Below are 24811 nucleotides of genomic sequence, written 5' to 3'. Positions count from 1 at the left end.
CTCCACATTCTCTATGTTTGTTTGGGCACCATCATGGTGCTCACCGTTCTGGTCCGAAGCACTACAACCGACGGGCGTCGGGCATAACAACTTCGGACCAGTAGGAAAAAGGCTAATGACGCCGCATCCTTGCCGAAGTTTTTGGCTGCGAGCCAGGGCTCGAGCCGGATTCCTTCCAGGGTGACAGTCATGACTGCAACACCCGTACCGTTCCGGTTGTTTCCAACCTAAAAAACGGTGCCATCCGCAAGTGCGGTTTGGGCTTTGAAAAACTTGCTTGGTTCAACCGGAAACCGGCAATAAAGCGCTTGAGTTTCAGGTCCGAAATGTGGTTGGGCGTTTGAGCGGAAAACCCTATATGTAGGGTCTCTCCTTGCGCCGTGCTACAAGATAATGCGTTTCGAGGGGGCTTGCAACGTACTAGCTGTGGATAAGCCTGTGCGTAAATTGTGTAAGAAACCAGGAATTCCCGTGTAGGCCGCGAACCTGCTGAGCTAGACCGTTTGTCACTGTTTTTCACTCGGGAAAAACGCTTCAGCGGATTTTTAAGGGCGCGAACCCTATCACAAAAAACCGGGTTGTCCGAACGCATTTGGCGACTTGTGTTCTGGTTGTACGCCGTTTATACAATCGGGCAGTGTTTACCCATTCTTATCCTCCCGAAAGATGACAAAAAGACGGGAGAAATGTGGGAGCGGGCTTGCTCGCGAAAGCGTTGGGTCAGGCAATTTCCATGTTGACCATGCCGCCGTCTTCGCGAGCAAGCCCGCTCCCACAGGGGAATTGAGTCAGGCCGAGCATTCTTCCTTATTAATAAAAACAGCAAGCAGAGGTCACCGGTGGAGCAAGAAGCCTGGCAGGTATTGATAGTCGAAGACGACCAGCGTCTGGCCGAACTCACCCGCGAATACCTGCAAGCCAATGGATTGCAGGTGGAGATTGAAGGCAACGGCGCGCTGGCGGCGGCGCGGATCATCAAGGAGCAGCCGGACCTGGTGATCCTCGACCTGATGCTGCCCGGTGAAGACGGTCTGAGCATCTGCCGCAAGGTGCGTGACCGTTATGACGGGCCGATCCTGATGCTCACCGCGCGGACCGACGATGCCGACCAGATCCAGGGCCTCGACCTCGGCGCCGACGATTACGTGTGCAAACCGGTGCGTCCACGGCTGTTGCTGGCGCGGATTCAGGCCTTGCTGCGACGCAGTGACACAGCCGAGCCCGTCGCGGAAAAAAGCCGTCGCCTGCAATTCGGCCCGCTGGTGGTGGACAACGCCTTGCGCGAAGCCTGGCTCAGCGACAGCGGCATCGAACTGACCAGCGCCGAATTCGACCTGCTCTGGCTGCTGGTGTCGAATGCCGGGCGAATCCTCTCTCGCGAAGAGATCTTTACTGCGCTGCGGGGCATCGGTTACGACGGCCAGGACCGCTCGATCGACGTGCGCATTTCGCGCATCCGCCCGAAAATCGGCGACGACCCCGACCACCCGCGCCTGATCAAGACCATCCGCAGCAAAGGCTATCTGTTCGTCCCTGAAGCCTGCGTAGACCTGGCGCTGTGAACTCGATTTTTCTGCGCATCTACGGCGGCATGTGCGCGGCGCTGATTCTGGTGGCGGTGCTCGGCGTGCTGGCGTTGCATCTGCTCAATCAGGTGCGTAGCGAGCAGTACCGCGAACGCCTCGCCCACGGCACGTTCTCGCTGATGGCCGACAACCTGCAACCGATGAACGAAACCGAGCGCCATCGGGCGCTGTTGGTGTGGGAGCGGCTGCTGGGGATTCCGCTGGCGCTGAAGAAGTTTTCCGAGACTGATCTGGACTTGTCACAGCGCACCCGGGTGCAACGCGGTCAAGCGTTGGTGGAGCAGACCGGCCCGCATGCGGCGCGGGTCTATCGACTGGTCAGCGACAAGGAACAGTTGCTGCTCACCGGCGACGTGCAACAGATCAGCGAACAACTGGCCCGTGCGACCATTTATCTGCTGGCCGATGAGCTGGTGCGTTTTCCGGTGGGCGAACAACCCAAGCGGCTGGCACAGTTAAAGGAAGAGAAGGGCTTCGGTTTTGATCTGCGACTGGTCACGGTCAACGAGGCCGACATGGACGAAGACCAGAGCCGCCGCGTGTCCGAGGGCGACACGGTGATGGCGCTGGGCAAGGGTGGTGACTCGATTCGGGTGTTTGCCGGCATGGTCGGCACGCCGTGGGTGCTGGAAATCGGCCCGCTGTATCAGATGAATCCGTATCCGCCGCAATGGCTGGTGCTGATCGCCGTGCTCGGCCTGAGTCTGATCGGCCTGATCGTTTACCTGTTGGTGCGCCAGCTCGAACGGCGTTTGCGCGGCCTCGAAGCCGCCGCCACGCGCATCGCCAAGGGCAGCCTGGAAACCCGCGTGCCGACCCGGGGCGCTGACTCGGTAGGACGGCTGGCGGCAGCGTTCAACGGCATGGCCGAGCACTTGCAGCAGTTGCTGGCAATCCAGCGCGAACTGGTGCGCGCGGTGTCCCACGAACTGCGTACACCGGTGGCACGTCTGCGTTTCGGTCTGGAGATGATCGGCTCGGCCACCACCCCGCAGGCGCTGGAGAAGTACCGCGAGGGCATGGATCACGACATCGAGGATCTCGATAAGCTGGTGGACGAGATGCTCACCTACGCGCGACTGGAGCAGGGCTCGCCGGCGCTGACCTTTCAGCGCATCGACCTCGATGCGCTGGTCAATCAGGTGATCGAAGAGCTGGCGCCGTTGCGTGCCGGGGTCACGGTGCAGCGTGGTATGTGCCTGTCATCCACCGATAACGACGGCGCCTGGGTCGAGGCCGAACCGCGCTTCCTGCACCGGGCGTTGCAGAATCTGGTGAGCAACGCGATGCGCCATGCGCGCTCGAAAGTCACGGTGAGTTATCAGGTCGGGCAGTTGCGCTGCCGGGTCGATGTCGAGGATGACGGGCCGGGCGTGCCGGAGGTGGCGTGGGAGCGCATCTTCACGCCGTTTCTGCGTCTGGATGACAGCCGTACCCGGGCGTCGGGCGGGCATGGGCTGGGGCTGTCGATTGTGCGGCGGATCATCCATTGGCATGACGGCCGGGCGCTGATCAACAAGAGCAAGAGTCTGGGCGGGGCCTGCTTCAGTCTGAGTTGGCCGCGGAATCAGGAACGCCGCTGAGTTTTGTGGTGGCAGGGATGATGCCTTCGCGAGCAAGCCCGCTTCCACAGGGGAATGCATTTCAAGGGTGGGAGCGGGCTTGCTCGCGAAGGCGGCGGAACAGGCTGAAAAATCCTCAGGCAGGAATGCTGACCAGACTCAACAACTGCCCCTCCTGCACACCAAACTGCGCCTCCAGCTCGGTGCCATTACGCCATTCAGCAGACAAGTCAGTCAGCAAACGCAACCGAACCTGCCCTTGCTCTGTCCACTCCAGCACCTCGGCGTGCTCGAAATAAAAGCGCTTCTGCACAATCGGGTACAACGCCTTGAACAGGCTTTCTTTCACCGAAAACGTCAGCGTCACCAGCAACGCCAGTTGTTCCCTCGAACCGGCGGCCATGCGCTGCAGTTCCGCAGGCGTCAGGATCTCCCCGGCCAGGCGTTCGGCGCGGTCGGTGTCGAGCAGGTTTTCCAGGTCCATGCCCAGGCCACGCCAATGCTGCTTGTTGGCGACAATCGCCGCCGCACGCCCGGTGCTGTGGGTGATCGAGCCGCAGATGTGCGCCGGCCACACCGGTGCACGGTCTTCGCCAATCGCCGGAATCACGCTTGAGCCTTCCAGTTGCTGCAACGCCGCCCGGGCGCAAATCCGCCCGGCAAGAAACTCTGCCTGGCGCTTGGCAACCGAACGCTGAATGCTCGGCGGCGGCTCGATGGCGCTGCGCTGGAAGTCGTCGCCGAGCAATTGTTTCGGGTCGAAACGGGTGCTCAGCAGGACGGTCTCGGGCAGCACGCTGGGCAACGGCCAGTGAGCGTCGAGCGCGGTGCAGCAGATGGGGAGGATCGGGCTGGAATTCATGGCGGGCATTTTGCCGGTTGAAGCCGCGACTGGGTAGAGGCTGCACACTTTTGTGGCGAGGGAGCTTGCTCCCGCTGGGGGCAAAGCCCCCCAAAACTGTGGGCGAGGTCTGTCAGGTAAACCGCATCGGCAGGTTTTTGCGACGGCTTTGCCGCCGAGCGGGAGCAAGCTCCCTCGCCACAGGGGCAATGTCAGCCAAAGATTTTCTGGAAGAACGCTTTCATGTCCGCCCAGGATTTTTCATCGGCCGCTTTGTTGTAGCCGATATCCGGGCCACCGTGTTCACCGTGGCTCAAACGATCGGCATCCGGATTGGTGAAGCCATGCTTGGCGCCGTCGAGGCTGACGAATGTGTAGTCGGCGCCGGCCTTGTCCATCTCGGATTTGAATGTGGTGACGTTGGCCGGGGTGACCATGCTGTCCAGCGCACCATGCTCGACCAGAATCTTCCCCTTCACACTGCCGGGCGTCGCCGGGGTGGTGGTCGCCAGCGCGCCGTGGAAACTCACCACGCCCGCCAGCGGCTCGCCCTGACGCGCCGCGTTGAGCACCACGCCGCCGCCGAAGCAGTAACCGATGGCGGCGATTTTATTCACGTCGGTCTGTGGCTGCTTTTTCAGCAGGTTCAGCCCGGCCTCGAAGCGCTTGCTGGAGGCGGCGGCATCCTGGGTCGCGGCCTGCATGAATGCCATCGCATCCTTGGGGTGCTCGGTGTTCTTGCCTTCGCCGTACATATCGATCGCCAGTGCGCTGTAGCCCAGCTCAGCGAGGTCGCGGGCGCGGCGTTTGGCGTAGTCGTTCAGCCCCCACCATTCATGCACCACGACGATCCCCGGGCGCTTGCCCTTGATCGCATCGTCGTAGGCGTAGTAGCCGATCAGTCTGGTGCCGTCGGCACTCTGGTAGGGAATCTCCTGGGTCTTGATCGCGGCGTTGGCCAGGCTGCTGGCGGCGAGCAGGGCGAGGGCGAGTAACAGGCGCATGGTCGGTCTCCTTATCGAAAGTGGTCAGGACAGCCTAGTCGATTTGATTCAGTGCAGGTTCAACGAGCGTTCAGGGCAGGTACAGGGGCGGCTTGCTAACCTTGCATCCAGTCGAACAGCAATGAGAAAGTTGTCGCCCGTGCCGTCGCCTTCGCGAGCAGACTCGCTCTCACAGGTATGCTGTTGAAGTTGGAGCTTTTGATTTACCCGGGAGAGCGTTATGAAACTGTTGGTCGTCGAAGATGAAGCGCTGTTGCGCCATCACCTGCAAACCCGCCTGACGGAGAGCGGTCATGTGGTCGAGTCCGTGGCCAATGCCGAAGAGGCGCTGTACCAGACCGGGCAGTTCAACTTCGATCTGGCGGTCATCGACCTCGGTTTGCCGGGCATGGGCGGTCTGGACTTGATCCGGCAGTTGCGCTCGACCGGCAAGACGTTTCCGGTGCTGATCCTCACTGCGCGCGGCAACTGGCAGGACAAGGTCGAAGGCCTGGCCGCCGGTGCCGACGATTACGTGGTCAAGCCGTTCCAGTTCGAAGAACTCGATGCACGACTCAACGCCTTGCTGCGTCGCTCCAGCGGGTTCACCCAGTCGACCATCGTCGCCGGACCGCTGTTGCTGGACCTCAATCGCAAGCAGGCATCGCTGGATGAAGAGCCGCTGGCGCTGACTGCCTACGAATACCGCATCCTCGAATACCTGATGCGTCACCACCAGCAAGTGGTGCCCAAGGATCGCCTGATGGAGCAGCTCTATCCGGACGACGACGAGCGCGATCCGAACGTGATCGAAGTGCTGGTCGGCCGCTTGCGCCGCAAGCTCGAAGGCACGCGCGGGTTCAAGCCGATCGATACCGTGCGCGGTCTCGGCTATCTGTTCAATGAGCCTTGCACTTGATTCGTTCTCTTCGCGTTCGCTTGATGCTCGCCGCCACCACGTTGGCGGTGTTGTTCATGCTCGGCTTGCTCCCCGCCATGCAGGGCGCGTTCAGCCTGGCGTTGCAGGACTCGATCGAGCAGCGGCTGGCCTCGGACGCCACCACGCTGATCTCTGCCGCCCGCATCGAGAACGGCCGCCTGATGATGCCGTCGCAGTTGCCCGATGAGCGTTTCAACCTCACCGACAACCGCTTGCTCGGCTACATCTACGATCGCGAAGGCAAACTGGTCTGGCGCTCGAAAGGCACGCAGGAAGAGCAGATCAACTACAAGCCGCGTTACGACGGCATGGGTAACGAGTTCGCGCGGATCCGCGAGAGCGACGGTCAGGAGTTCTTCGTCTACGACGTCGAAGTCAAACTGCTTGGCGGTAAAAGTGCCGCGTTCAGTATCGTTGCCCTGCAACCGGTGCGTGAATACGAAAATACCCTCGAAGGACTGCGCGAAAATCTCTATCTGGGCTTCGGTGCCGCATTGCTGGTGTTGCTGGCGCTGTTGTGGATCGGCCTGACCTGGGGCCTCAAGGCGCTGCGCCAGCTCAGCCAGGAACTCGACGAAATCGAAAGCGGCACCCGCGAAAGCCTCACCGAGCAGCACCCGCGCGAACTGCTGCGCCTGACCGGCTCGCTCAACCGTTTGCTGCTCAGCGAACGCCAGCAGCGCAGCCGCTACCGCGACTCTCTCGATGATCTGGCGCACAGCCTGAAAACCCCTCTGGCGGTGTTGCAAGGGGTCAGCGAAGACATGGCGAAACGTCCCGAAGATCGTGATCAAGCCTGGGTGCTGCAAACCCAGATCGAGCGCATGAGTCAGCAGATCAGCTACCAACTGCAACGTGCCAGCCTGCGCAAAAGCGGGCTGGTGCGCCACCAGGTGCGTCTGCAGCCGGTGCTCAAAAGCCTGTGCGACACACTGGACAAGGTCTACCGCGACAAACGTGTGCGGGTGGCCTTCGATCTGCCGGAGCACTGCTATGTGCCGATCGAGCAGGGCGCTTTGCTGGAAATGATGGGCAACCTGCTGGAGAACGCCTATCGCCTGTGTCTGGGCGAAGTGCGCATCAGCGTTCGCGAGAGTCTGGCCGGGACCGAGTTGTGCATCGAAGACGACGGCCCGGGCGTACCGCCGAATCAACGGGCGCGGATTCTGGAGCGTGGCGAGCGTCTGGATCGCCAGCATCCGGGGCAGGGCATCGGGCTGGCGGTGGTCAAGGACATTATCGAGAGCTACAACGCCAAGTTGATGCTCGGGGATTCGCCGATGGGCGGGGCGGCGTTCAGGATTCAGTTTCCTGCGGTTTAATTGCAGGCCTTTCCGGCTTCTTTCGCGAGCAGGCTCGCTCCCACATTGAATCGGCGGCGCTCGCCATTCCCCTGTGGGAGCGAGCTTGCTCGCGAAGGGGCCTGCCGCCTCGGCGTAAAACTCTGCGGAGGCTTACTGCTCCTGCGCCCGATAAGCCCCCGGTGTCAGCCCCGTCCATTTCTTGAACGCCCGGTGAAACGCCGACGGCTCGGAAAACCCCAACTGCTCGGCAATCTGTTGCAACGACAGATCCGCCCGTCCCAGATGATAAATGGCGATGTCGCGGCGCAACTGATCCTTCAATTCCTGAAAACTGGTGCCTTCCTCACGCAAATGCCGACGCAGGGTTTGCGGGCTGATGTGCAGGTGCGCGGCCACCGCTTCCAGATCCGGCCAGTGTGCGCTGTCGCGGCTGAGCAAGCGGCGCAGGCGGCTGCTGAGACTGTCGCCGTCGTCCGGGCGTGACAGCAGGTCGGCGGGGGAGCGTTCAAGGAAGTGCTTGAGGGTGCGTTCGTCCTGCAACAACGGCATGTGCAGGTAGCGGCTGTGAAAGAGCAGGCTGCTTCGGCCCTCGGCAAACACCAGCGGGCAGGGGAACAGCAGGTCGTACTCGGCACCATGCGCCGGTTTCGGGTAACTGAAAGTGGCCTGCTCCAGACGAATCCGCTGGCCGATCAGCCAACTGCCGAGGCGATGCCAGATCACCAGCAGGCTCTCGCTGAGAAAGTGATCCGGGTCCCATAGCTGCGAATCATCGAGGCTCAGGCGCACCCATTCGTCTTCGCGGCTCAGGTCCAGGCGCGGGGCCCCCGGGAATAGGCTATAAAACAATAAACCGCGTTGCAGTGCCTTCTCCAGGTTGCGGCAGTGGATCAGGGCGTGGCACATCATCGCGAAGCTGCCGGGTTTGCTCGGTACGTTGCCGAAGCCCAGGTACTCATCATCCAGCGCCAGCCACAGGCTCTGGATCAGTTGGGTGAATTGCTCCGGTGCAATTCGCGCCCGCGGCTCATCCAGCAACTCGGGACTGATGCCCAGTCGCTGCAGCAGTGGCGAATAGTCGAAGCCCGAACGGCGTGCGCCACCGAGGGCGGCACGGGCGAAATGGCTGGCGATGGTGCGTTCGCGCATAAGCGGCAGATCCTTCCTCTGGCGCCGGATGGTAGCCGGGGCATGCGCAGGGCAACAAGGCGGATTTCCGCCAAATTGTAGGACGAGAACCAACGAGTTGGCGGAAATCCGCCACACTTACGTCACCGGGCAGTGACAAAAATTACCCTGCACTCCCTGATATCAAAAGGCTTGTAGCGAATTGCACCAATGTGGCACGGCGTTTGCGATAAGAGCGACAGAAGTGTGCGTCTATCCCGCCGGAGAAGCGCCGCTCGACACAACAAATCCCTCCAGTGCAGGAGGGTTCGCAATTCAGGTTTTGCGCTCGACAGATGGATGTTGCCCGCAGGACGCTTGAGGAAACTTGCAATGACGACTCGTCAGCCACTCTACAAATCCCTGTATTTCCAGGTGATCGTCGCAATCATCATCGGTATTGCACTCGGTCACTACTACCCGCAGTTCGGTGTCGCGGTAAAGCCGCTGGGTGACGGGTTCATCAAACTGATCAAGATGATCATCGCCCCGATCATCTTCTGCACCGTGGTCAGCGGCATCGCCGGCATGCAAAGCATGAAATCGGTCGGCAAGACCGGTGGTTACGCACTCCTGTACTTCGAAATCGTTTCAACCATCGCCCTGCTGGTCGGCCTGATCGTGGTCAACATCGTGCAGCCGGGCAACGGCATGCACATCGACGTCAGCACTCTGGACGCTTCGAAAGTTGCCACCTACGTGGCTCAAGGTGCTGATCAGAGCGTTGTCGGCTTCCTGCTCAACGTGATCCCGACCACCATCGTCGGCGCGTTCGCCACCGGTGACATCCTGCAAGTGCTGATGTTCTCGGTGATCTTCGGTTTCGCCCTGCATCGCCTGGGTGACTACGGCCGTCCGATCCTCGACTTCATCGATCGTTTCGCCCACGTGATGTTCAACATCATCAACATGATCATGAAGCTCGCGCCAATCGGTGCCTTCGGTGCGATGGCATTCACCATCGGTGCCTACGGTGTCGGCTCGCTGGTGCAGCTGGGTCAACTGATGGCCTGCTTCTACATCACTTGCGTGCTGTTCATCCTGATCGTGCTGGGTGCCATCGCCCGCATGCACGGCTTCAGCGTGCTGAAGATGATTCGCTACATCCGTGAAGAGCTGCTGATCGTACTGGGTACTTCTTCGTCGGAATCGGTACTGCCACGCATGCTGATCAAGATGGAGCGTCTGGGCGCGAAGAAATCGGTAGTGGGTCTGGTGATCCCGACCGGTTACTCGTTCAACCTCGACGGTACCGCGATCTACCTGACCATGGCCGCGGTGTTCATTGCTCAGGCCACCGACACGCACATGGACATCACACACCAGATCACCCTGCTGGTGGTGTTGCTGCTGTCCTCCAAAGGCGCAGCCGGTGTGACCGGTTCGGGCTTCATCGTGCTGGCAGCCACCCTGTCGGCGGTCGGTCACCTGCCGGTGGCCGGTCTGGCGCTGATTCTGGGTATCGACCGCTTCATGTCCGAAGCCCGCGCCCTGACCAACCTGGTCGGCAATGCTGTAGCGACCATCGTGGTTGCCAAGTGGGTGAAAGAGCTGGACACCGACGTGCTGCAATCCGAGCTGGCTTCGGGCGGTCGCGGTATCGCGGATACCCGTTCGGAAGATGACCTGGGTGTGGCTGAAGGTGCTACTCCGAGCAACGTCAAGTAACTGCAATTTGGTAATACCTTGTGGCGAGGGAGCTTGCTCCCGCTGGACTGCGCAGCAGGCCCTCTTGGAAGAGCGGGGCCGCTTCGCGCCCCAGCGGGAGCAAGCTCCCTCGCCACACAGGCACTGAAGAACCTGCCTCGGCAGGTTTTTTATTGCCGGCGATTTGAGCATTACTGTCACTGCCGCTGATGCATCCGGTGATTGCCGTGCGCGGCAGCGCTGCCTAGGCTGGCTGTATCGCCCAAGGAGATCGCCCATGTCTGCGCCGCTGGCCTCACTGAAAATTCTGGATTTCTCGACCCTGCTGCCGGGGCCGTTCGCCTCGCTGTTGCTGGCGGACATGGGCGCCGAGGTGCTGCGCATTGAGTCACCGACGCGCATGGATCTGCTGAGGGTGTTGCCGCCGCACGATCAGGGCATGTCGGCCAGCCACGCTTACCTGAACCGCAACAAGCGCAGTCTGGCGCTGGACCTCAAGCAGCCTGAAGCGCTGGAGGTGGTCCGGCAGTTGCTGACTGAATACGACATCGTCCTCGAGCAGTTTCGTCCCGGTGTGATGGAGCGCCTGGGTCTGGGTTACGAGGCACTGAAGGCAATCAACCCGAAGCTGATTTACGTGTCGATCTCCGGCTATGGCCAGACCGGCCCGTACAAGGACCGCGCTGGGCATGACATCAACTACCTCGCGCTGGCCGGGCTTGCCAGCTACACCGGCCGCGCCGACAGCGGGCCGTTGCCGCTGGGCATGCAGGTGGCGGATGTGGCTGGCGGGTCGCTGCATGGCGTGATCGGCTTGCTGGCGGCGGTTATCGCCCGGCAGCAGACAGGGCAGGGCACGCACCTGGACGTGAGCATGACCGATTGCGCCTTCAGCCTGAACGCCATGGCCGGTGCCGGGTATCTGGCCTGTGGCGAGGAGCCGCATTGGGAAGAGCAGATGCTCAATGGCGGCAGCTTCTATGACTACTACCGCTCGCGCGACGGACGCTGGCTGTCGGTGGGCAGTCTGGAACCTGCGTTCATGCAGCAACTGTGCACGGCGTTGGGCCGGCCGGAGCTGGCAGCGCAGGGCTTGTCGCCGAAACCCGAGCAGCAGCGGTTATTGAAGGAGGCGCTGAAAGTTGAATTCGAGAAACACGACTTTGCCGAGCTGTGCGAGTTGTTTGCCGGGGTCGATGCCTGTGTCGAGCCGGTATTGAACCTGAGCGAGGCGGTGCAGCATCCGCAGTTGCAGGCGCGTGAATTGGTGACCCAGGTGCCGCGGGGGGACGGTACGACCCAGGCGCAGATTGCCTGTCCGCTGAAGTTCTCCGAAGCGCTGCCGGCGCCGCGACATGTTGGTGCGGGGTTGGGGCAGCATACGGAGCAGGTGTTGGGGGAGTTGGGGTTTAGTGCTGAGCGGATTGCCGAGTTGCGGCGTGCCAAGGTGATTCTTTAGCGTCTGTGCCGCCCTCTTCGCGAGCAAGCCCGCTCCCACATTTTGAAATGCGTTCCCCCTGTGGGAGCGAGCTTGCTCGCGAAGGGGCCAGTCGGGGCAATACAAAAACCGACTACTCCACCCGCATCTCACCACTGAACACCAAGGTGTTGCGACAGCGCCGGCACAAATACCGTCGCCCCTGCCGCACCAGGCTATGACGCTGCGCCGAAAACGGGAAATCACTGTCGGCGCACGGGCATTTGTAGATGTAGCGGGTCACGCTGCGGCGTTTGATTGCGTAAGTGTGGCAGCGATCCGGCGGCAGTTCGTAAACCCCGCGCATGATCAATTGCCACTCCTCGCCATGCGGCTGGATGCGGTCGCCGAACAGTTGATGGGCGATCAGGTGCGCGACTTCGTGGGCCACGGTCTGCTTGAGGAAGTGTTCGGTGTTTTCCCGGTACAGCTGCGGGTTGAAGCGCAGCAGGTTCTCGTGCAGATGCGCGACACCGGCTTTTTGCCCGCGCAGCTTGAGGCTGACGACGGGGCGTTGGAAATGACGTTTGAAAAAGGCTTCAGCGAGTTGGTAACAGTCTTCGACGCGGGTATTGAGTTGCTCGGGCATGCTTGATGGATCTCCAGAGGCGTCGAGTATGCCGCAACCTCCCGGACTTGCGAATCGCTGACCTGCCGAATGGTCATCCGCCATACGAGAAGGCCGCCTTGCGGCGGCCTGTATTGGCAGATCTTGTTGTTCTCGGGGGTGAAGCATCTCAGTTGGTATACACCGGCCCCACGCCGAGGCCCCAGACAATCACGGTGAACGCCATGATGGCCACCAGTACCACCAGACCCACCGCCAGCACCGAGCTGGAAAACAGGAAGCCTTCGTCCGACGGAATGTTCATGAACGTCGGCAACCCTACATACAGCAGATAAACCGTGTAGCAGATGGCCGCCGTGCCGACGATCATCCCCAGCCACATATGCGGATACAGTGCCGCCAGCCCGCCGACGAACAACGGTGTCGCGGTGTAGGTGGCGAAGGCCACGCAACGGGCCAGGCTCGGGTTGGCGTCATAGGTGCGGGCCATCCAGTGCACGAACGCGCCCATCACCGCGACGCCGCCAAGCATCGCCAGGTACGACATTACGGTCATCCAGATTGCGCTTTCCACGGTGAGCATCACCGGCGCGCGGCTGCCGATCACCCAGCCGACCTGAGTGGTGCCGATAAACGCCGAAACGGCCGGAATCGCCGCCAGGATCAGCGTGTGCGTCAGGTACATGTGGCTGATGCTTTCCTCTTGGTCGCCACGGATTTCCTTCCATTCCTGATCGGGGTGGGTAAAAAGTCCCACTACGTGATGGATCATGCCAGTCACTCCTCTTGTTATTGCCATCGCCCCCCAGCGGAGCGCCTACGGGCCAAGGTGGCCGAGCAAATACAGGTCTTCAGATGTGTGCGACCTTATGTCGCAGTATAGAAAGGACTTAACCGCACAGGTGATAGGGGCTTAGAGCAAATCGCGCTGTAAACACGGGGTGTAATCGCGGCAGGGTCTTGCACGGTTGAGGCCGGATCACCTCTGTGGCGAGGGAGCTTGCTCCCGCTCGGCTGCGCAGCAGTCGCCAATCCTTCCGGTTCGGTGCGTCAGGAAAATAGCGGCTGCAGGTTTGGGGGCGCTTCGCACCCCAGCGGGAGCAAGCTCCCTCGCCACAGGGGATCGGTTGAAAGCGACAGACCCACGGCCCTTCGCCCCCAGCGGGTTTTTTGCGTAAAATGCCCGCCTTTCGTCACACCTCACGGATTTCGCGTCATGGGCACTCTTACGGTCAACCAGAACAAACTGCAAAAGCGCCTGCGCCGCCTGGCCGGCGAAGCGGTCGCCGATTTCAACATGATCGAAGACGGCGACAAGGTCATGGTCTGCCTGTCCGGGGGCAAGGACAGCTACACCATGCTCGACGTGCTGATGCACCTGCAGAAGGTTGCACCGATCAAGTTCGAGATCGTCGCGGTGAACATGGATCAGAAGCAGCCGGGCTTTCCCGAGCACGTGCTGCCGGCCTACCTGAAAGAGCTGGGCGTCGAGTACCACATCGTCGAGAAGGACACCTACTCGGTGGTCAAGGAACTGGTGCCGGAAGGCAAGACCACCTGTTCGCTGTGTTCGCGCCTGCGTCGCGGCACGCTGTACACCTTCGCCGACGAAATCGGCGCGACCAAGATGGCCCTCGGTCACCATCGCGATGACATCGTCGAGACGTTCTTCCTCAACATGTTCTTCAACGGCACCCTCAAGGCGATGCCACCGAAGCTGCGTGCCGACGACGGCCGTAACGTGGTGATCCGCCCGCTGGCGTACTGCAACGAGAAAGACATCCAGGCTTACTCGGACTTCAAGGAATTCCCGATCATCCCGTGCAACCTCTGCGGTTCGCAGGAAAACCTGCAGCGTCAGGTGGTCAAGGAAATGCTTCAGGACTGGGAGCGCAAGACTCCGGGCCGAACTGAAAGCATCTTCCGCAGTCTGCAGAACGTGGTGCCGTCGCAACTGGCCGACCGCAACCTGTTCGACTTCACCAGCCTGAAGATCGACGAGACGGCGGCTTCGCGCTTCGTCAACGTGGTCAACCTGTAAACCCATTCCAGGTGGGAGCGGGCTTGCTCGCGAAGGCGGTGTATCAGTCGCTATATGCGCCGACTGACACTCAGTCTTCGCGAGCAAGCCCGCTCCCACATGGGTTTCTTCGTTTCATTCAATAGGAGAGGGCATGCGCGATTACAAGTGGCTGCACGAATACTGTCTGAACCGCTTCGGTTCGGCGGCTGAACTGGAAGCCCATCTGCCCGTTCCCAAGACTCCCGCGCAATTGCGCAAGATCAGCGACGATCGTTACCTCTCGACCATGGCCCTGCGGGTATTTCGCGCCGGGCTCAAGCACAGCCTGGTGGACGCCAAGTGGCCGGCTTTCGAAGAAGTGTTCTTCAAGTTCGATCCGGAAAAAGTCGTGCTGATGAGCGCCGAGCACCTCGAACGCCTGATGCAGGACGCGCGGATCATCCGCCACCTGGGCAAGCTCAAGAGTGTGCCGCGCAATGCGCAGTTCATTCTCGATGTGGAGAAGGAGAAGGGCAGTTTCGGCGCACTGATCGCCGACTGGCCGGTGACCGATATCGTCGGTCTGTGGACCTACCTGAAAAAGCACGGCCATCAGTTGGGCGGGCTGTCGGCGCCACGCTTCTTGCGCATGGTTGGCAAGGACACCTTTGTGCCGAGCTATGACGTGGTCGCGGCACTGAATGCGCAGAAGATCGTCGACAAAGTGCCGACCAGTCTGCGCGATCTGGCGATTGTGCAGAACGCGTTCAACCAGTGGCATGAACAGAGTGGTGGACGGCCGATGAGCCAGATTTCGATGATGCTGGCTTACACCGTCAATCATTAAGAACGCGTCGCCCCATTCGCGAGCAGGCTCGCTCCCACAGAGGGAATACATTTCAAATGTGGGAGCGGGCTTGCTCGCGAAGGCGTCAGCTCAGGCGACGGAAATCTCGCCCTCGCCAGCCAGCTTGCGATTCAACTGATACCGCCACCGCACATACAGCAATGCCGAGCAGAACAGCGCCAGGCTCGCGACCATCTCCAATACGCCAAACAGCTGCCGGTTCGGGTCATACGCCGCCAGTGCGCCCTTGATGAAATACAGATTCACCACAAAACACATCCACGAATGCCCACGGGCGCTGCCCATGATCATTGCCGGAGCGAGAACGATCCACGGGATCAGCTCGACCAGCAAAATCACCCACGGTCGGGCGCCATGCAGGTCGGCGAATACCAGGTAGTAAGCGGCGAGCAGCCCGGCGAGGCCGAAGAAGCACAGCAGGCTGAGGGCCCGCATCGCCTTGACGCGGGGTTCGAGCCACTCCACCGAGGGCAGGATTTTCGCCTTCTTCGCCACCCTCAGCCCTCCAGTTTTTGCGCAGTTTTCGCCAGGCGTGCGCCGAGTGCACGACACAGCGCCATTTCGTGCTGATCCAGGCCTTTCTTGCCATCGGCCCCAGCGTGATGACTGGCACCATATGGCGTGCCGCCGCCCTGGGTTTCCAGCAGCGCGGACTCGCTGTACGGCAGGCCGGTGATCAGCATGCCGTGGTGCAACAGCGGCAGCATCATCGACAGCAGGGTGGTTTCCTGGCCGCCGTGCAGGCTGGCGGTGGAGGTGAACACGCCGGCCGGTTTACCGACCAGTGCACCGGTCAGCCACAGGTTACTGGTGCCGTCGAGGAAGTACTTGAGCGGTGCGGCCATGTTGCCGAAACGCGTCGGGCTGCCGAGTGCGAGGCCAGCGCAGTTCTTCAGGTCGTCGAGGGTGGCGTAGAGCGCACCTTCGTCAGGGATGCCCGGGGCCACGGCTTCGCACTCGGTGGAAATCGCCGGCACGGTACGCAGGCGCGCTTCGAGGCCGGCCTGCTCGACACCGCGGGCGATCTGCCGGGCCATCTCGTTGGTCGAACCGTTGCGGCTGTAATACAGAACCAGAATGTACGGCGCGCTCACGGCAACAGCTCCAGGATCTGCTCCGGAGGACGGCCGATCACGGCCTTGTCGCCGACTTCGAGAATCGGCCGTTCCATCAGTTTCGGGTGTTCGGCGATGGCGGCGATCAGTTGCGCTTCGCTGAGGCTGGTATCGGCCAACTGAAGCATTTTGTATTCATCTTCTCCCGTGCGCAGCAGTTGCCGTGCGCTGATGCCGAGCTTGCCGAGCAAGGCCTTGATCTGCGCGGCGTCCAGCGGCGTTTCCAGGTAACGCACCACGTTCGGGGTCAGGCCACGGGCCTCGAGAAGTTCCAGTGCGCCGCGGGATTTCGAGCAGCGCGGATTGTGATAAAGCGTCAGATCGGTCATGGCGGGTCGCTTCTGGCGTAAAGTGGCGGCTATTCTAACTGTGCAGCGCGCAATCCAGAACCTTCAGAAGCGATGGGTCGCAGGCGCATCCAATTTTTGACCAGGGAACACGACATGACACGGCGATTGGCAGCGGCATTGACGATAATCGGGGCGTTGATGCTGGGGGGCTGCGGAAATGACTACGGCATTGACCAGAATGGTCAGAAGGTGGCGTCCGAGCGTCTGGATAAACAATGGGTAGTCATCAATTACTGGGCCGAATGGTGTGGCCCGTGCCGCACGGAAATTCCGGAGCTCAATCATCTGGCTGATGAGTTGAAAGGCAAGAACATCGGTGTGTTCGGGGTCAACTTCGACAACGTGCAGGGTGAAGACCTGAAGAGCGCCAGCGAGAAGCTGGGCATCAAGTTCACCGTACTGGCGCAGGATCCGGCGGACCTGTTCGACCTGCCGCGCAGTGAGGCCTTGCCGGTGACCTACATCATCGACAACAAGGGCAAGGTGCGTGAGCAACTGATGGGCGAGCAGACGGCGGCGGGGGTGATGGCCAAGCTGGAGGCGTTGCAGGCGACAAAGTGAGTTGAATGGGCTTTTGTGGCGAGGGAGCTTGCTCCCGCTGGGCCGCGAAGCGGCCCCAAACCCTGCTGACTCGGTGTCTCCGGCAACGCGCGGTTAACGGTTTTGCGACTGCTGCGCAGCCGAGCGGGAGCAAGCTCCCTCGCCACAGTAACCTCAGTGTGCGTCTAAGGGGTTAACCCTCTTCCAGCCACCAGCGCAACGGCTTGCCTTCCGCCGGCCAGAAACGCATCTGCTCGATCGGCGAGATGTCCCAGCGTTCCACGCCTTGCAGCGCCTGCAGGAAGCGTTGTTCCTGCTCCATCAGCGCCGGGGCGCAGAGTTTGCGGGTCTTGCCGATCGGGCCGAAGCTCAGCTTGTCACCCTCGAGGGTGTACGGTGCGAACCAGTGGTTGCAGCCGCCATTGCCATACGCGCGGCCATCGTCACCGAGGGTCACGGTCAGGTGGCTGTAATCCATCAATGGCCGCTCGCCGATCCACTCCAGAATGTAGCTGCGGTTCTGTTGCAACTGCACTGGCTCTGCGGCGCAGCCCACCAGACCGGCACCGACCAACAGGGGCAGGGCAAGGCGTTTCATCACGCAGGCTCCTGGCATTTCGGGCACAGGTGTTTGTCGCCGACGGCTTTCCAGCCCAGCTCGGCGATGCGCGCCGTGGCGGCCGGTTTCTCGGCAGTCTTGCCCAGCTTGGCGTCCACCGCGAACTCGAAATTCAGTTCTTTGGCGCAGCTGTCGCAGTTGACCTGCCAGGTGTGGATCGCCAGTTCGCCGAATACCGGGCCCGTGGTCATCGCGGTCCATTGGCCCGGCGGATTGATCAGGTGGCGCACGGAGTCGACGGTCAGGCGCATGGACAAATCCTTGCTGCCTTTGAGGGTGACCAACAGGACGTCACCGTTACGGATCGAGCCACCGTTGCCGGTGACCTGATAGCGGCCCGGTACGAGGGCGCGGCATTCGGTGAGGGTGTGTTGCGGGTTCATCAGGGTGTAGCGGAAATCGTGTTCGACCATGGGTCCTCCAAATCTGCGCGACATGCTAGCACGGGCTGGATTGCAGGATGGCGTACGTGTGCGACCTTCGATCCGGTTCAAATTGCTCGGCGCTCATGGCAAACTGCCGCCCTTCAATCTGAGGGAACGGAACATGGCGCTGATCGAATGTTATGAATGCAAGCGGAGCATCAGCTCTGAAGTCAAGGCGTGCATTCATTGTGGTGCTCCGATGGCGCAGCAACACGGGCACAATCCGCAGCAGCCGACGGTCGCCGCTGCCGCGACGACGATTTCATTTGGCAGTCTGCCGCGCAACAAGTCGGTGCCTGAAGCCTTCGTCCCGCCGCCAGCCCCGGAGCCCGCGCCGAAAGTGACACCGGCAGCAGTCGGTCGCCGTCGTCGGCAGCCCGAGCCAACCCCTCAACTTCAGCCCAACGCCGACGGTTCGCGTCCGGTGGAAGGCTGGTTGAAGATCATGGTGTTTCTGTTGCCGATGGTCTTTGTCTGGTTCCTGCTGCGTAACGGTCATTCGATGAAGCAGCGTTTTTTCGGTTTTGGCTGGCTGGCGCTGCTGATCCTGGCCTCGTCGCTGTCGCCGAAATAAGCCGGTAATCGTCAGCCCTCGACCTGGTTCTGCGGCGCGCCTGCAGCCCAGGTCGCGATGTTGTGCAGGGTGGTCGCGGCAATCGCGCCCAGCGCCTCGTGGGTCAGAAACGCCTGATGCGCGGTGATGATCACATTCGGGAAGGTCAGCAGCCGCGCCAGCACATCATCCTGCAACGGTAAGTCGCTGCGATCCTCGAAAAACAGCTGCGCCTCTTCCTCATACACATCCAGGCCCAGATAGCCCAACTGGCCGTCCTTCAAGGCGTCGATCAGCGCGGGTGTGTCCACCAGACCGCCACGTCCGGTGTTGATCAGCATCGCCCCCGGTTGCAAATGTGCCAGTGACTCACGGTTGATCAAGTGTTTGCTCTGCGCGTTGAGCGGGCAGTGCAGGCTGATGATCCGCGACTGCGCGAGCAGCTCCGGCAGGCTCAGATAACGCGCGCCCAAGGCCACAACCTCGGGGTTTGGATACGGGTCGTACGCCAGCAACTCACAACCGAAGCCGTGCATGATTTTCGCGAAGGTCGCGCCGATCTGCCCGGTGCCGACGATGCCGACGGTCTTGCCCACCAGATCGAAACCGGTCAGGCCGTGCAGCGTGAAATCGCCTTCGCGGGTACGGTTGTAGGCGCGGTGCAGGCGCCGGTTGAGCGCGAGAATCAACGCCACCGCATGTTCGGCCACCGCATGCGGCGAGTAGGCTGGAACCCGCACCACGGCCAGCCCGAGGCGTTTCGCCGCGAGCAGATCGACATGGTTGTAGCCCGCCGAGCGCAGCGCGATCAGCCGCGTGCCGCCGGCCGCCAGCCGCTCCAGCACCGGCGCACTGAGATCGTCATTGATGAAGGCGCAGACCACCTCGTGCTGTTCGGCCAGGGCGGCGGTGTCGAGGCTGAGTCGGGCCGGCTGAAAGTGCAGTTCTATTCCGGCCGGGCAATCGACGGCGAGGAAACTGTCGCGGTCGTAGGTCTGGCTGCTGAAGACGATCGTGCGCATCAATTCCTCCTGGAACGGGGTGGCGAGTCAGCGTTGACGGCCACCACTTTAACGACGAATGCCGCTGCCGGCATTGCCGTGGATCAGGCGCTGATCCTGGCCTGAGTGGCGAGGCGATTGATCGCCCGCTCCAGCTCTTCCAGCGCCGCCACGGCTTTGGGATCGCCCTGTTTGAGCAGGGTTTCACTGCGTTGACAGGCCGCGCGCAATTGCGGCACGCCACAATATCGGGTCGCACCGTGCAGGCGATGCACGCGCTCAATCAATGCGTTCTGATCACGGGCTTCGCTGGCGGCACGAATCGCTTCGCGGTCGGCTTCCAGCGAGGCGAGCAGCATGGCCAGCATGTCCGCGGCAAGGTCCGCCTTGCCGGCGGCCAGGCGCAGGCCTTCCTCATGGTCGAGCACCGGCAGCTCATTGCTGCCTGCTGCGCTGTCGCTGGCGCGCTCCGGGCCTTGATTACGCAAGGCCAGACCGGTCCATTTCAGCACCACTTGCGCCAGTTGCCGCTCGCTGATCGGTTTGGTCAGGTAGTCATCCATGCCGCTTTGCAGCAAGGCGCGTTTTTCGTTGGCCATGGCGTGGGCGGTGAGGGCGACGATCGGCAGCGGCGTGCAATGCCGTTCGCTTTCCCACTGGCGGATGGTTTCGGTGGTCTGGCGTCCGTCCATCCCCGGCATCTGCACGTCCATCAGCACCAGATCGAAGGATTCGCTCTGCACCGCTTTGACCGCCGCATAGCCGCTTTCTACGGCCAGAACCTTGGCGCCCATGTCTTCGAGCAAGGTCTGCACCAGCAACAGGTTGGCCGGGTTGTCGTCGACGCACAGCACTTTCGGCGCACGGCTCGACAGCGGTTCGCCCGGTTCGCTACGCGGCTGGCGCGGGTTGGCCAGATCGGCCAGTGCCCGGCGCAGTTTGCGCGTGCAGGCCGGTTTGGCCTGCAACTGGCTATGTGGGTTCGGTACCGAGAGATGGAACAGCGTCTGTTCGGTGGTCGGGCACAGCACCAGTACTTTGCAGCCCAGGTGCTCCAGATCCCAGATGTGCTGGTTCAGGCGCTCCGGGAGCATGTCGTTGCTGGTGATGCCGAGCACTGCAAGGTCGATGGCCTGATCGGTCTGGTGCGCGCCGGTGACGCCGTTGGTCAGGCTCTCCAGCGTATTGAACGGCGTGACGTCGAGGCCACAGTCTTCCAGTTGATGCTGCAGGGCCTGGCGCGCCAGTTCGTGATTTTCCAGTACCGCCACACGGCGTCCGAGCAGTGGCGGGGCCGGCAGGTCTTCGGTGTCGTCGCGGGCTTTGGGCAGGCTCAGGCTGATCCAGAATTCCGAACCTTCGCCGGGGGTGCTGTCGACGCCGATTTCGCCGCCCATCTGTTCGATCAGGCGCTTGGAAATCACCAGACCCAGACCGGTACCGCCAGGCTGGCGCGACAACGAGTTGTCGGCCTGACTGAACGCCTGGAACAACGCGCGCACATCCTGACTCGACAAACCGATGCCGGTGTCCTGAATGCTGATACGCAGTTGCACGCTGTCTTCGTGTTCTTCTTCGAGCATGGCGCGGGCGACGATAGTGCCTTCGCGGGTGAACTTGATCGCATTGCTGACCAGATTGGTGAGGATCTGCTTCAGGCGCAGCGGGTCACCGACCAGCGACAGCGGCGTGTCGCGATAGACCAGACTGACCAGCTCCAATTGCTTGGCGTGGGCTGCCGGGGCCAGGATGGTCAGGGTGTCCTGCAACAGGTCGCGCAGGTTGAACGGAATATGGTCGAGCACCAGTTTGCCGGCCTCGATCTTCGAGAAATCGAGGATCTCGTTGATGATCCCGAGCAGGCTGTCGGCGGACTTTTCGATGGTGCCCAGATAGTCGAGCTGGCGCGGGGTCAGCTCGCTTTTCTGCAACAGATGCGTGAAACCGAGAATGCCGTTGAGCGGCGTGCGGATCTCGTGGCTCATGTTGGCAAGGAACTCGGATTTGATCCGGCTCGCCTCCAGCGCCTCTTTGCGTGCCAGATCCAGTTCGATGTTCTGGATCTCGATGGTTTCCAGATTCTGGCGCACGTCTTCGGTGGCCTGATCGACGCTGTGCTGCAGTTCTTCGCGAGCGTTCTGCAGCGTGCCGGCCATGCGGTTGATGCCCGAGGCGAGCTCGTCCAGTTCCTGACTGCCGAGCGGTGGCAGGCGGGTTTCCAGATGACCGTCCTTGAGCTGGGCGACCGCGTGTTTGATCTGGCTCAGCGGGCGGTTGATGGTGCGACCCATGCGCAATGCGAGCAGGGCGGCACCGGCAAGGCCAGCGGCAATCAACAGCAGGCTGGCAAACAGGCTGCGATAACCGCGCAGCAGCATGCCGTTGTGCGACAGCTCCAGTTCGACCCAGCCGAGCAGACGGTCGGACTCTTGCGGAATCACGTCGCCGGCAAGATTGCGATGCTTGCCGAACACCGGCATCAGGTAACGGGTGGCGTCATTGCCGCTGCGCCGTTGCAGTTGCGCACTGTCGCCGCTGGGCGCCTGATTGAGCATGGTCGGGCCGGCGTGCGCCAGCGGTGTGCGGTCGGGGGCGAGGAAGGTGACGGCGCGCACGTCGGGTTGTTCGAGAGACTGGGTGGCGATGCGTTCCAGCAGATCGGTGTTGCCGTGGCCCATGGCGGGCGCCACCAGCGGCGCCAGTTGCTCGGCGATCATCTCGCCGCGCTGCATCAATTGGGTCTGCAGGTCGGACTGTTGCATCCAGGTGAAATAACCACCGAGAACCAATGCCATCAGGCTGGTCGGCAACAGGGTCAGCAACAATACGCGACCTTTGATTCCCAGTTTCTTGAGCACACCCATCTCCTGCATCCCGCTGAACTGTTGACTCTTACGTGCATCCGGCACGCGACATTGGCGCAGTGTAGCGATTTGCAGGCAGGCAATCTCCGGAAAAATGATGTCGTCATCGGTCGACGGCGCATGGCGCGTTTGTCCGCCAGGTCAACCTTGGGTTGCCCGATAGCGGGCAATCTTGAATAATCGGCCAACTGAGAATTATTTGCAGATACTCATGACGCTTGCCTCCAACGATTTCCCACGCATTCTTGCCATCGAGGACGACCCGGTTCTGGGCGCCTATGTTCACGAACATCTGGGGCGCAGCGGCTTTAAGGTGACCTGGTGCCAGAACGGTCAGGAAGGGCTGAACATCGCGCGTCGCCAGCCGTTCGATGTGGTGCTGATGGACATACTGTTGCCGGGGCTCGATGGCCTGAATGTGCTGACCCAATTGCGCCAGAGCCATTCGACGCCGGTGCTGCTGATGTCCGCCCTGGGTGCCGAGGCCGATCGCATCAGTGGCTTTCGCCTGGGGGCCGATGATTATCTGCCAAAGCCGTTCAGCATGGCCGAGCTGCACGTGCGCATCGAGGCGATTCTGCGGCGGGTGGCCCTTGATCGGCGCCCGGCGGCAGTTACTCCGGCGATGGCCAGTGGCACGCTGCGCTTTGACGATGAACAGTGCGAGGTTTTCTATAACGCGCAAGCCGCCGGCCTGACCCGCAGCGAATACCGCCTGCTGGAAACCCTCAATCGCAACGATGAAGAAGTGTTGAGCAAGGCCTTCCTTTATCAGCATGTTCTGCAACGCGGTTACGCGGCCCACGACCGCAGCCTCGACATGCACATCAGCCAGATCCGCCGCAAACTCAAGGCCATCGGTTACCTTGAGCGTGAAGTGCGCACGGTGTGGGGCAAGGGCTACGTGCTGAGTGCGCCTGATGAAAATATCTGACCTGCCGGGCCGGCATTCGCTGTTCTGGAAACTGGCGTGCCTGCTGGTGGCGTTCTGTCTGCTGATGATCTGGCTGAGCTGGTCCTGGGGCCGCTACATGGAGGAGCGCAACCAGTTTCTCTCCGACGAGGCGCGCGGCACGCTGAGCCGTTATGCCGCTGAAGCCGAACGGGCGTGGCAGCGCGGTGAGCGTGACGGGGTCGATAACTGGTTGCAGAGCATGGAGCTGCGCGAGGCGGGTTGGGTCGGGGTAATCGACCGTAATTTGCAGTCGTTGAGCAGCGATCCGCTGAATGAACAGGAAATCCAGCACCTGACCTTTTTGCGCGGGCTCGACTGGCCGATCCACAAGCAGGGCCGGCCGTGGCTGCGGGTGCCGTTTCCCCAAGACCCGTCTGCCGGCAGTCTGGTGATCGAGTTGCCCGAGCGTTTCCTGCCGGGTAAATACCGGGTGTTCTGGAGGGTGATCACCAACGGAGTGATTCCGGGATTGTTCACCTTGCTGCTGTGTGTCGGCCTGTATCGCTTGCTGGTGGTGCCGCTGAACAATCTGCGCGAACAGGCCAATGCCTGGCGCGCCGATCAATTGAATGTGCGCCTGTCGAGCGGCATTACCGAGCGCCCGGACGAACTCGGCGAGCTGGCGCGGGCTTTCGACTCGATGTCCGAGCGCCTGCAGTCCACCGTTGCCCTGCAACAGCAGCTGCTGCGGGATCTGTCCCACGAACTGCGCACGCCGCTGAGTCGATTGCGGGTGGCCAGTGAAAGCGAACAGGATCTGCGGCAACTGCGCGAGCGCATCGGCCGTGAGGTCGACGGCATGCAACGGCTGGTCGAGGACACCCTGCAACTGGCCTGGCTCGACACCGAGCGTGCACCGCTGCCGGACGAGGCGATCCAGATTCAGGCGCTGTGGGAAATGCTCACCGACAACGCCTGTTATGAAAGCGGCTGGCCGAGCCTGCAATTGCAGTGCGCGGTGCCGTCGTCGTGCTGGGTGCGCGGTAATCTCAATAGTTTGGCGCAGGCGCTGGAGAACATTCTGCGCAACGCCATTCGTCATTCGCCCGAGGGCGGCATCGTGCGCCTCGATGGACGGCGTGACGGCGATTACTGGCATCTGTGGCTGGAAGATCAGGGCGGCGGTGTGGCTGAAGCGGATCTGGAACGGATCTTCTCGCCGTTCACCCGCCTCGACGGCTCACGCCCGGGGGATGGCGGGTTTGGGCTGGGGTTGAGCATTGCGAGGAATGCGGTGCAAAGGCAGGGCGGGATGTTGTGGGCGGAGAATGGTGGGGCGGGATTGCGCTTGAATTTTCGGCTGATTGCCGATGACGGCGGCGTGACGGCTGACGCCTTCGCGAGCAAGCCCGCTCCCACAGTGGATGTGGGGCGTCCGCAGATTGTATAACCAACACCGCCACCCTCCTGTGGGAGCGGGCTTGCTCGCGAAGGGGCCCTTCGA

At 61.6% G+C, this 24811-nt stretch carries 24 protein-coding genes; 12 read left to right on the top strand and 12 right to left on the bottom strand.

The features are described from left to right. Window positions 1–839: 839 nt before the first annotated feature. Both AC27VU_RS20115 and AC27VU_RS20110 read left to right on the top strand, forming a co-directional pair. Window positions 840–1562 (top strand): response regulator, encoded by a 723-nt coding sequence (locus AC27VU_RS20115; protein WP_103485449.1) that lies wholly within the window; start codon window positions 840–842, stop codon window positions 1560–1562. Next, window positions 1559–3169 carry an ATP-binding protein gene (locus AC27VU_RS20110; protein ID WP_488724757.1) on the top strand — a complete coding sequence of 537 codons (1611 nt, stop codon included), beginning with the start codon at window positions 1559–1561 and terminating at the stop codon, window positions 3167–3169. Before AC27VU_RS20115 ends, AC27VU_RS20110 begins: the two co-directional genes overlap by 4 nt. 115 nt (window positions 3170–3284) lie before the next feature. On the opposite strand, the gene AC27VU_RS20105 is transcribed toward AC27VU_RS20110, so the two are convergent. Together AC27VU_RS20105 and AC27VU_RS20100 are read right to left on the bottom strand one after the other, a co-directional pair. Further along, window positions 3285–4010, bottom strand: a complete 726-nt coding sequence (locus tag AC27VU_RS20105; RefSeq protein WP_488724756.1) for a 4'-phosphopantetheinyl transferase family protein — start codon at window positions 4008–4010, stop codon at window positions 3285–3287. Window positions 4011–4201: 191 nt separating this feature from the next. Further along, complete coding sequence (locus tag AC27VU_RS20100; protein WP_488724755.1) at window positions 4202–4993, bottom strand: dienelactone hydrolase family protein; 792 nt, start codon at window positions 4991–4993, stop codon at window positions 4202–4204. A 220-nt stretch (window positions 4994–5213) separates the two neighbouring features. On the opposite strand from AC27VU_RS20100, the gene AC27VU_RS20095 reads away from it, so the two are divergent. Together AC27VU_RS20095 and AC27VU_RS20090 are read left to right on the top strand one after the other, a co-directional pair. Then, window positions 5214–5891, top strand: a complete 678-nt coding sequence (locus tag AC27VU_RS20095; protein ID WP_103485452.1) for a response regulator transcription factor — start codon at window positions 5214–5216, stop codon at window positions 5889–5891. After that, the gene (locus tag AC27VU_RS20090; RefSeq protein ID WP_201136848.1) at window positions 5888–7234 is read left to right on the top strand and encodes an ATP-binding protein; all 1347 of its coding nucleotides are present in this window, start codon (window positions 5888–5890) and stop codon (window positions 7232–7234) included. Before AC27VU_RS20095 ends, AC27VU_RS20090 begins: the two co-directional genes overlap by 4 nt. A 132-nt stretch (window positions 7235–7366) precedes the next feature. Here AC27VU_RS20090 and AC27VU_RS20085 read toward each other — a convergent pair whose 3' ends face one another. Then, complete coding sequence (locus tag AC27VU_RS20085) at window positions 7367–8365, bottom strand: AraC family transcriptional regulator (protein WP_488724754.1); 999 nt, start codon at window positions 8363–8365, stop codon at window positions 7367–7369. Window positions 8366–8716: 351 nt separating this feature from the next. On the opposite strand from AC27VU_RS20085, the gene AC27VU_RS20080 reads away from it, so the two are divergent. After that, the gene (locus AC27VU_RS20080) at window positions 8717–10051 is read left to right on the top strand and encodes a dicarboxylate/amino acid:cation symporter (protein WP_488724753.1); all 1335 of its coding nucleotides are present in this window, start codon (window positions 8717–8719) and stop codon (window positions 10049–10051) included. 256 nt (window positions 10052–10307) lie between these two features. Further along, window positions 10308–11489: a CaiB/BaiF CoA transferase family protein gene (locus AC27VU_RS20075; protein WP_488724752.1), complete on the top strand. Its 1182-nt coding sequence runs from the start codon at window positions 10308–10310 to the stop codon at window positions 11487–11489. A gap of 112 nt (window positions 11490–11601) precedes the next feature. On the opposite strand, the gene AC27VU_RS20070 is transcribed toward AC27VU_RS20075, so the two are convergent. Together AC27VU_RS20070 and AC27VU_RS20065 are read right to left on the bottom strand one after the other, a co-directional pair. Beyond that, window positions 11602–12096: a SprT family zinc-dependent metalloprotease gene (locus AC27VU_RS20070; protein ID WP_003227192.1), complete on the bottom strand. Its 495-nt coding sequence runs from the start codon at window positions 12094–12096 to the stop codon at window positions 11602–11604. 148 nt (window positions 12097–12244) lie between these two features. After that, the gene (locus AC27VU_RS20065) at window positions 12245–12847 is read right to left on the bottom strand and encodes a Yip1 family protein (RefSeq protein ID WP_003227189.1); all 603 of its coding nucleotides are present in this window, start codon (window positions 12845–12847) and stop codon (window positions 12245–12247) included. 444 nt (window positions 12848–13291) lie between these two features. On the opposite strand from AC27VU_RS20065, the gene ttcA reads away from it, so the two are divergent. Continuing rightward, a complete protein-coding gene (ttcA, locus tag AC27VU_RS20060; RefSeq protein WP_003227187.1) occupies window positions 13292–14116 on the top strand; it encodes a tRNA 2-thiocytidine(32) synthetase TtcA in 825 nt (274 codons plus the stop codon). Between the two features lie 133 nt (window positions 14117–14249). Next, the gene (locus tag AC27VU_RS20055; protein WP_003227185.1) at window positions 14250–14924 is read left to right on the top strand and encodes a DNA-3-methyladenine glycosylase I; all 675 of its coding nucleotides are present in this window, start codon (window positions 14250–14252) and stop codon (window positions 14922–14924) included. A gap of 90 nt (window positions 14925–15014) precedes the next feature. On the opposite strand, the gene AC27VU_RS20050 is transcribed toward AC27VU_RS20055, so the two are convergent. The 3 genes from AC27VU_RS20050 to arsC are packed head-to-tail and all read right to left on the bottom strand — an operon-like array spanning window position 15015 to window position 16389. Then, window positions 15015–15440 (bottom strand): DUF2069 domain-containing protein, encoded by a 426-nt coding sequence (locus tag AC27VU_RS20050; protein WP_103485457.1) that lies wholly within the window; start codon window positions 15438–15440, stop codon window positions 15015–15017. Between the two features lie 2 nt (window positions 15441–15442). Then, window positions 15443–16039: an NAD(P)H:quinone oxidoreductase gene (gene wrbA, locus AC27VU_RS20045; protein ID WP_103485458.1), complete on the bottom strand. Its 597-nt coding sequence runs from the start codon at window positions 16037–16039 to the stop codon at window positions 15443–15445. Next, window positions 16036–16389, bottom strand: coding sequence for an arsenate reductase (glutaredoxin) (arsC, locus tag AC27VU_RS20040; protein ID WP_201136851.1), 354 nt, complete (start codon window positions 16387–16389; stop codon window positions 16036–16038). Before arsC ends, wrbA begins: the two co-directional genes overlap by 4 nt. Before the next feature lie 114 nt (window positions 16390–16503). Here arsC and AC27VU_RS20035 point away from each other — a divergent pair, with 114 nt between their 5' ends. Further along, a complete protein-coding gene (locus tag AC27VU_RS20035; RefSeq protein WP_103521843.1) occupies window positions 16504–16971 on the top strand; it encodes a TlpA family protein disulfide reductase in 468 nt (155 codons plus the stop codon). Between the two features lie 172 nt (window positions 16972–17143). On the opposite strand, the gene AC27VU_RS20030 is transcribed toward AC27VU_RS20035, so the two are convergent. Further along, entirely contained in the window at window positions 17144–17548 is a 405-nt protein-coding gene (locus tag AC27VU_RS20030) for an META domain-containing protein (RefSeq protein ID WP_003227175.1), read from the bottom strand. Then, complete coding sequence (locus AC27VU_RS20025) at window positions 17548–17982, bottom strand: hypothetical protein (RefSeq protein WP_003227173.1); 435 nt, start codon at window positions 17980–17982, stop codon at window positions 17548–17550. Before AC27VU_RS20025 ends, AC27VU_RS20030 begins: the two co-directional genes overlap by 1 nt. 133 nt (window positions 17983–18115) lie before the next feature. Here AC27VU_RS20025 and AC27VU_RS20020 point away from each other — a divergent pair, with 133 nt between their 5' ends. After that, window positions 18116–18568 carry a hypothetical protein gene (locus AC27VU_RS20020; RefSeq protein ID WP_003227171.1) on the top strand — a complete coding sequence of 151 codons (453 nt, stop codon included), beginning with the start codon at window positions 18116–18118 and terminating at the stop codon, window positions 18566–18568. An 11-nt stretch (window positions 18569–18579) separates the two neighbouring features. Here the strand turns inward: AC27VU_RS20020 and AC27VU_RS20015 are convergent, their stop codons facing one another. Both AC27VU_RS20015 and AC27VU_RS20010 read right to left on the bottom strand, forming a co-directional pair. Continuing rightward, window positions 18580–19569, bottom strand: a complete 990-nt coding sequence (locus AC27VU_RS20015) for a 2-hydroxyacid dehydrogenase (protein ID WP_488724751.1) — start codon at window positions 19567–19569, stop codon at window positions 18580–18582. 83 nt (window positions 19570–19652) lie between these two features. After that, entirely contained in the window at window positions 19653–22406 is a 2754-nt protein-coding gene (locus AC27VU_RS20010) for a response regulator (protein WP_003227166.1), read from the bottom strand. Between the two features lie 217 nt (window positions 22407–22623). Here AC27VU_RS20010 and AC27VU_RS20005 point away from each other — a divergent pair, with 217 nt between their 5' ends. Then, on the top strand, window positions 22624–23346 hold the full coding sequence (locus AC27VU_RS20005; RefSeq protein ID WP_488724750.1) for a response regulator transcription factor: 723 nt from the start codon (window positions 22624–22626) through the stop codon (window positions 23344–23346). Further along, window positions 23333–24757, top strand: coding sequence for a histidine kinase sensor domain-containing protein (locus AC27VU_RS20000; protein WP_488724749.1), 1425 nt, complete (start codon window positions 23333–23335; stop codon window positions 24755–24757). The genes AC27VU_RS20005 and AC27VU_RS20000 overlap by 14 nt, the downstream gene beginning before the upstream one ends. Window positions 24758–24811: the final 54 nt, after the last annotated feature.

The organism is Pseudomonas sp. 14P5.3.2, assembly GCF_057799175.1.
This window is presented reverse-complemented; position numbering and strand designations above follow the sequence as displayed.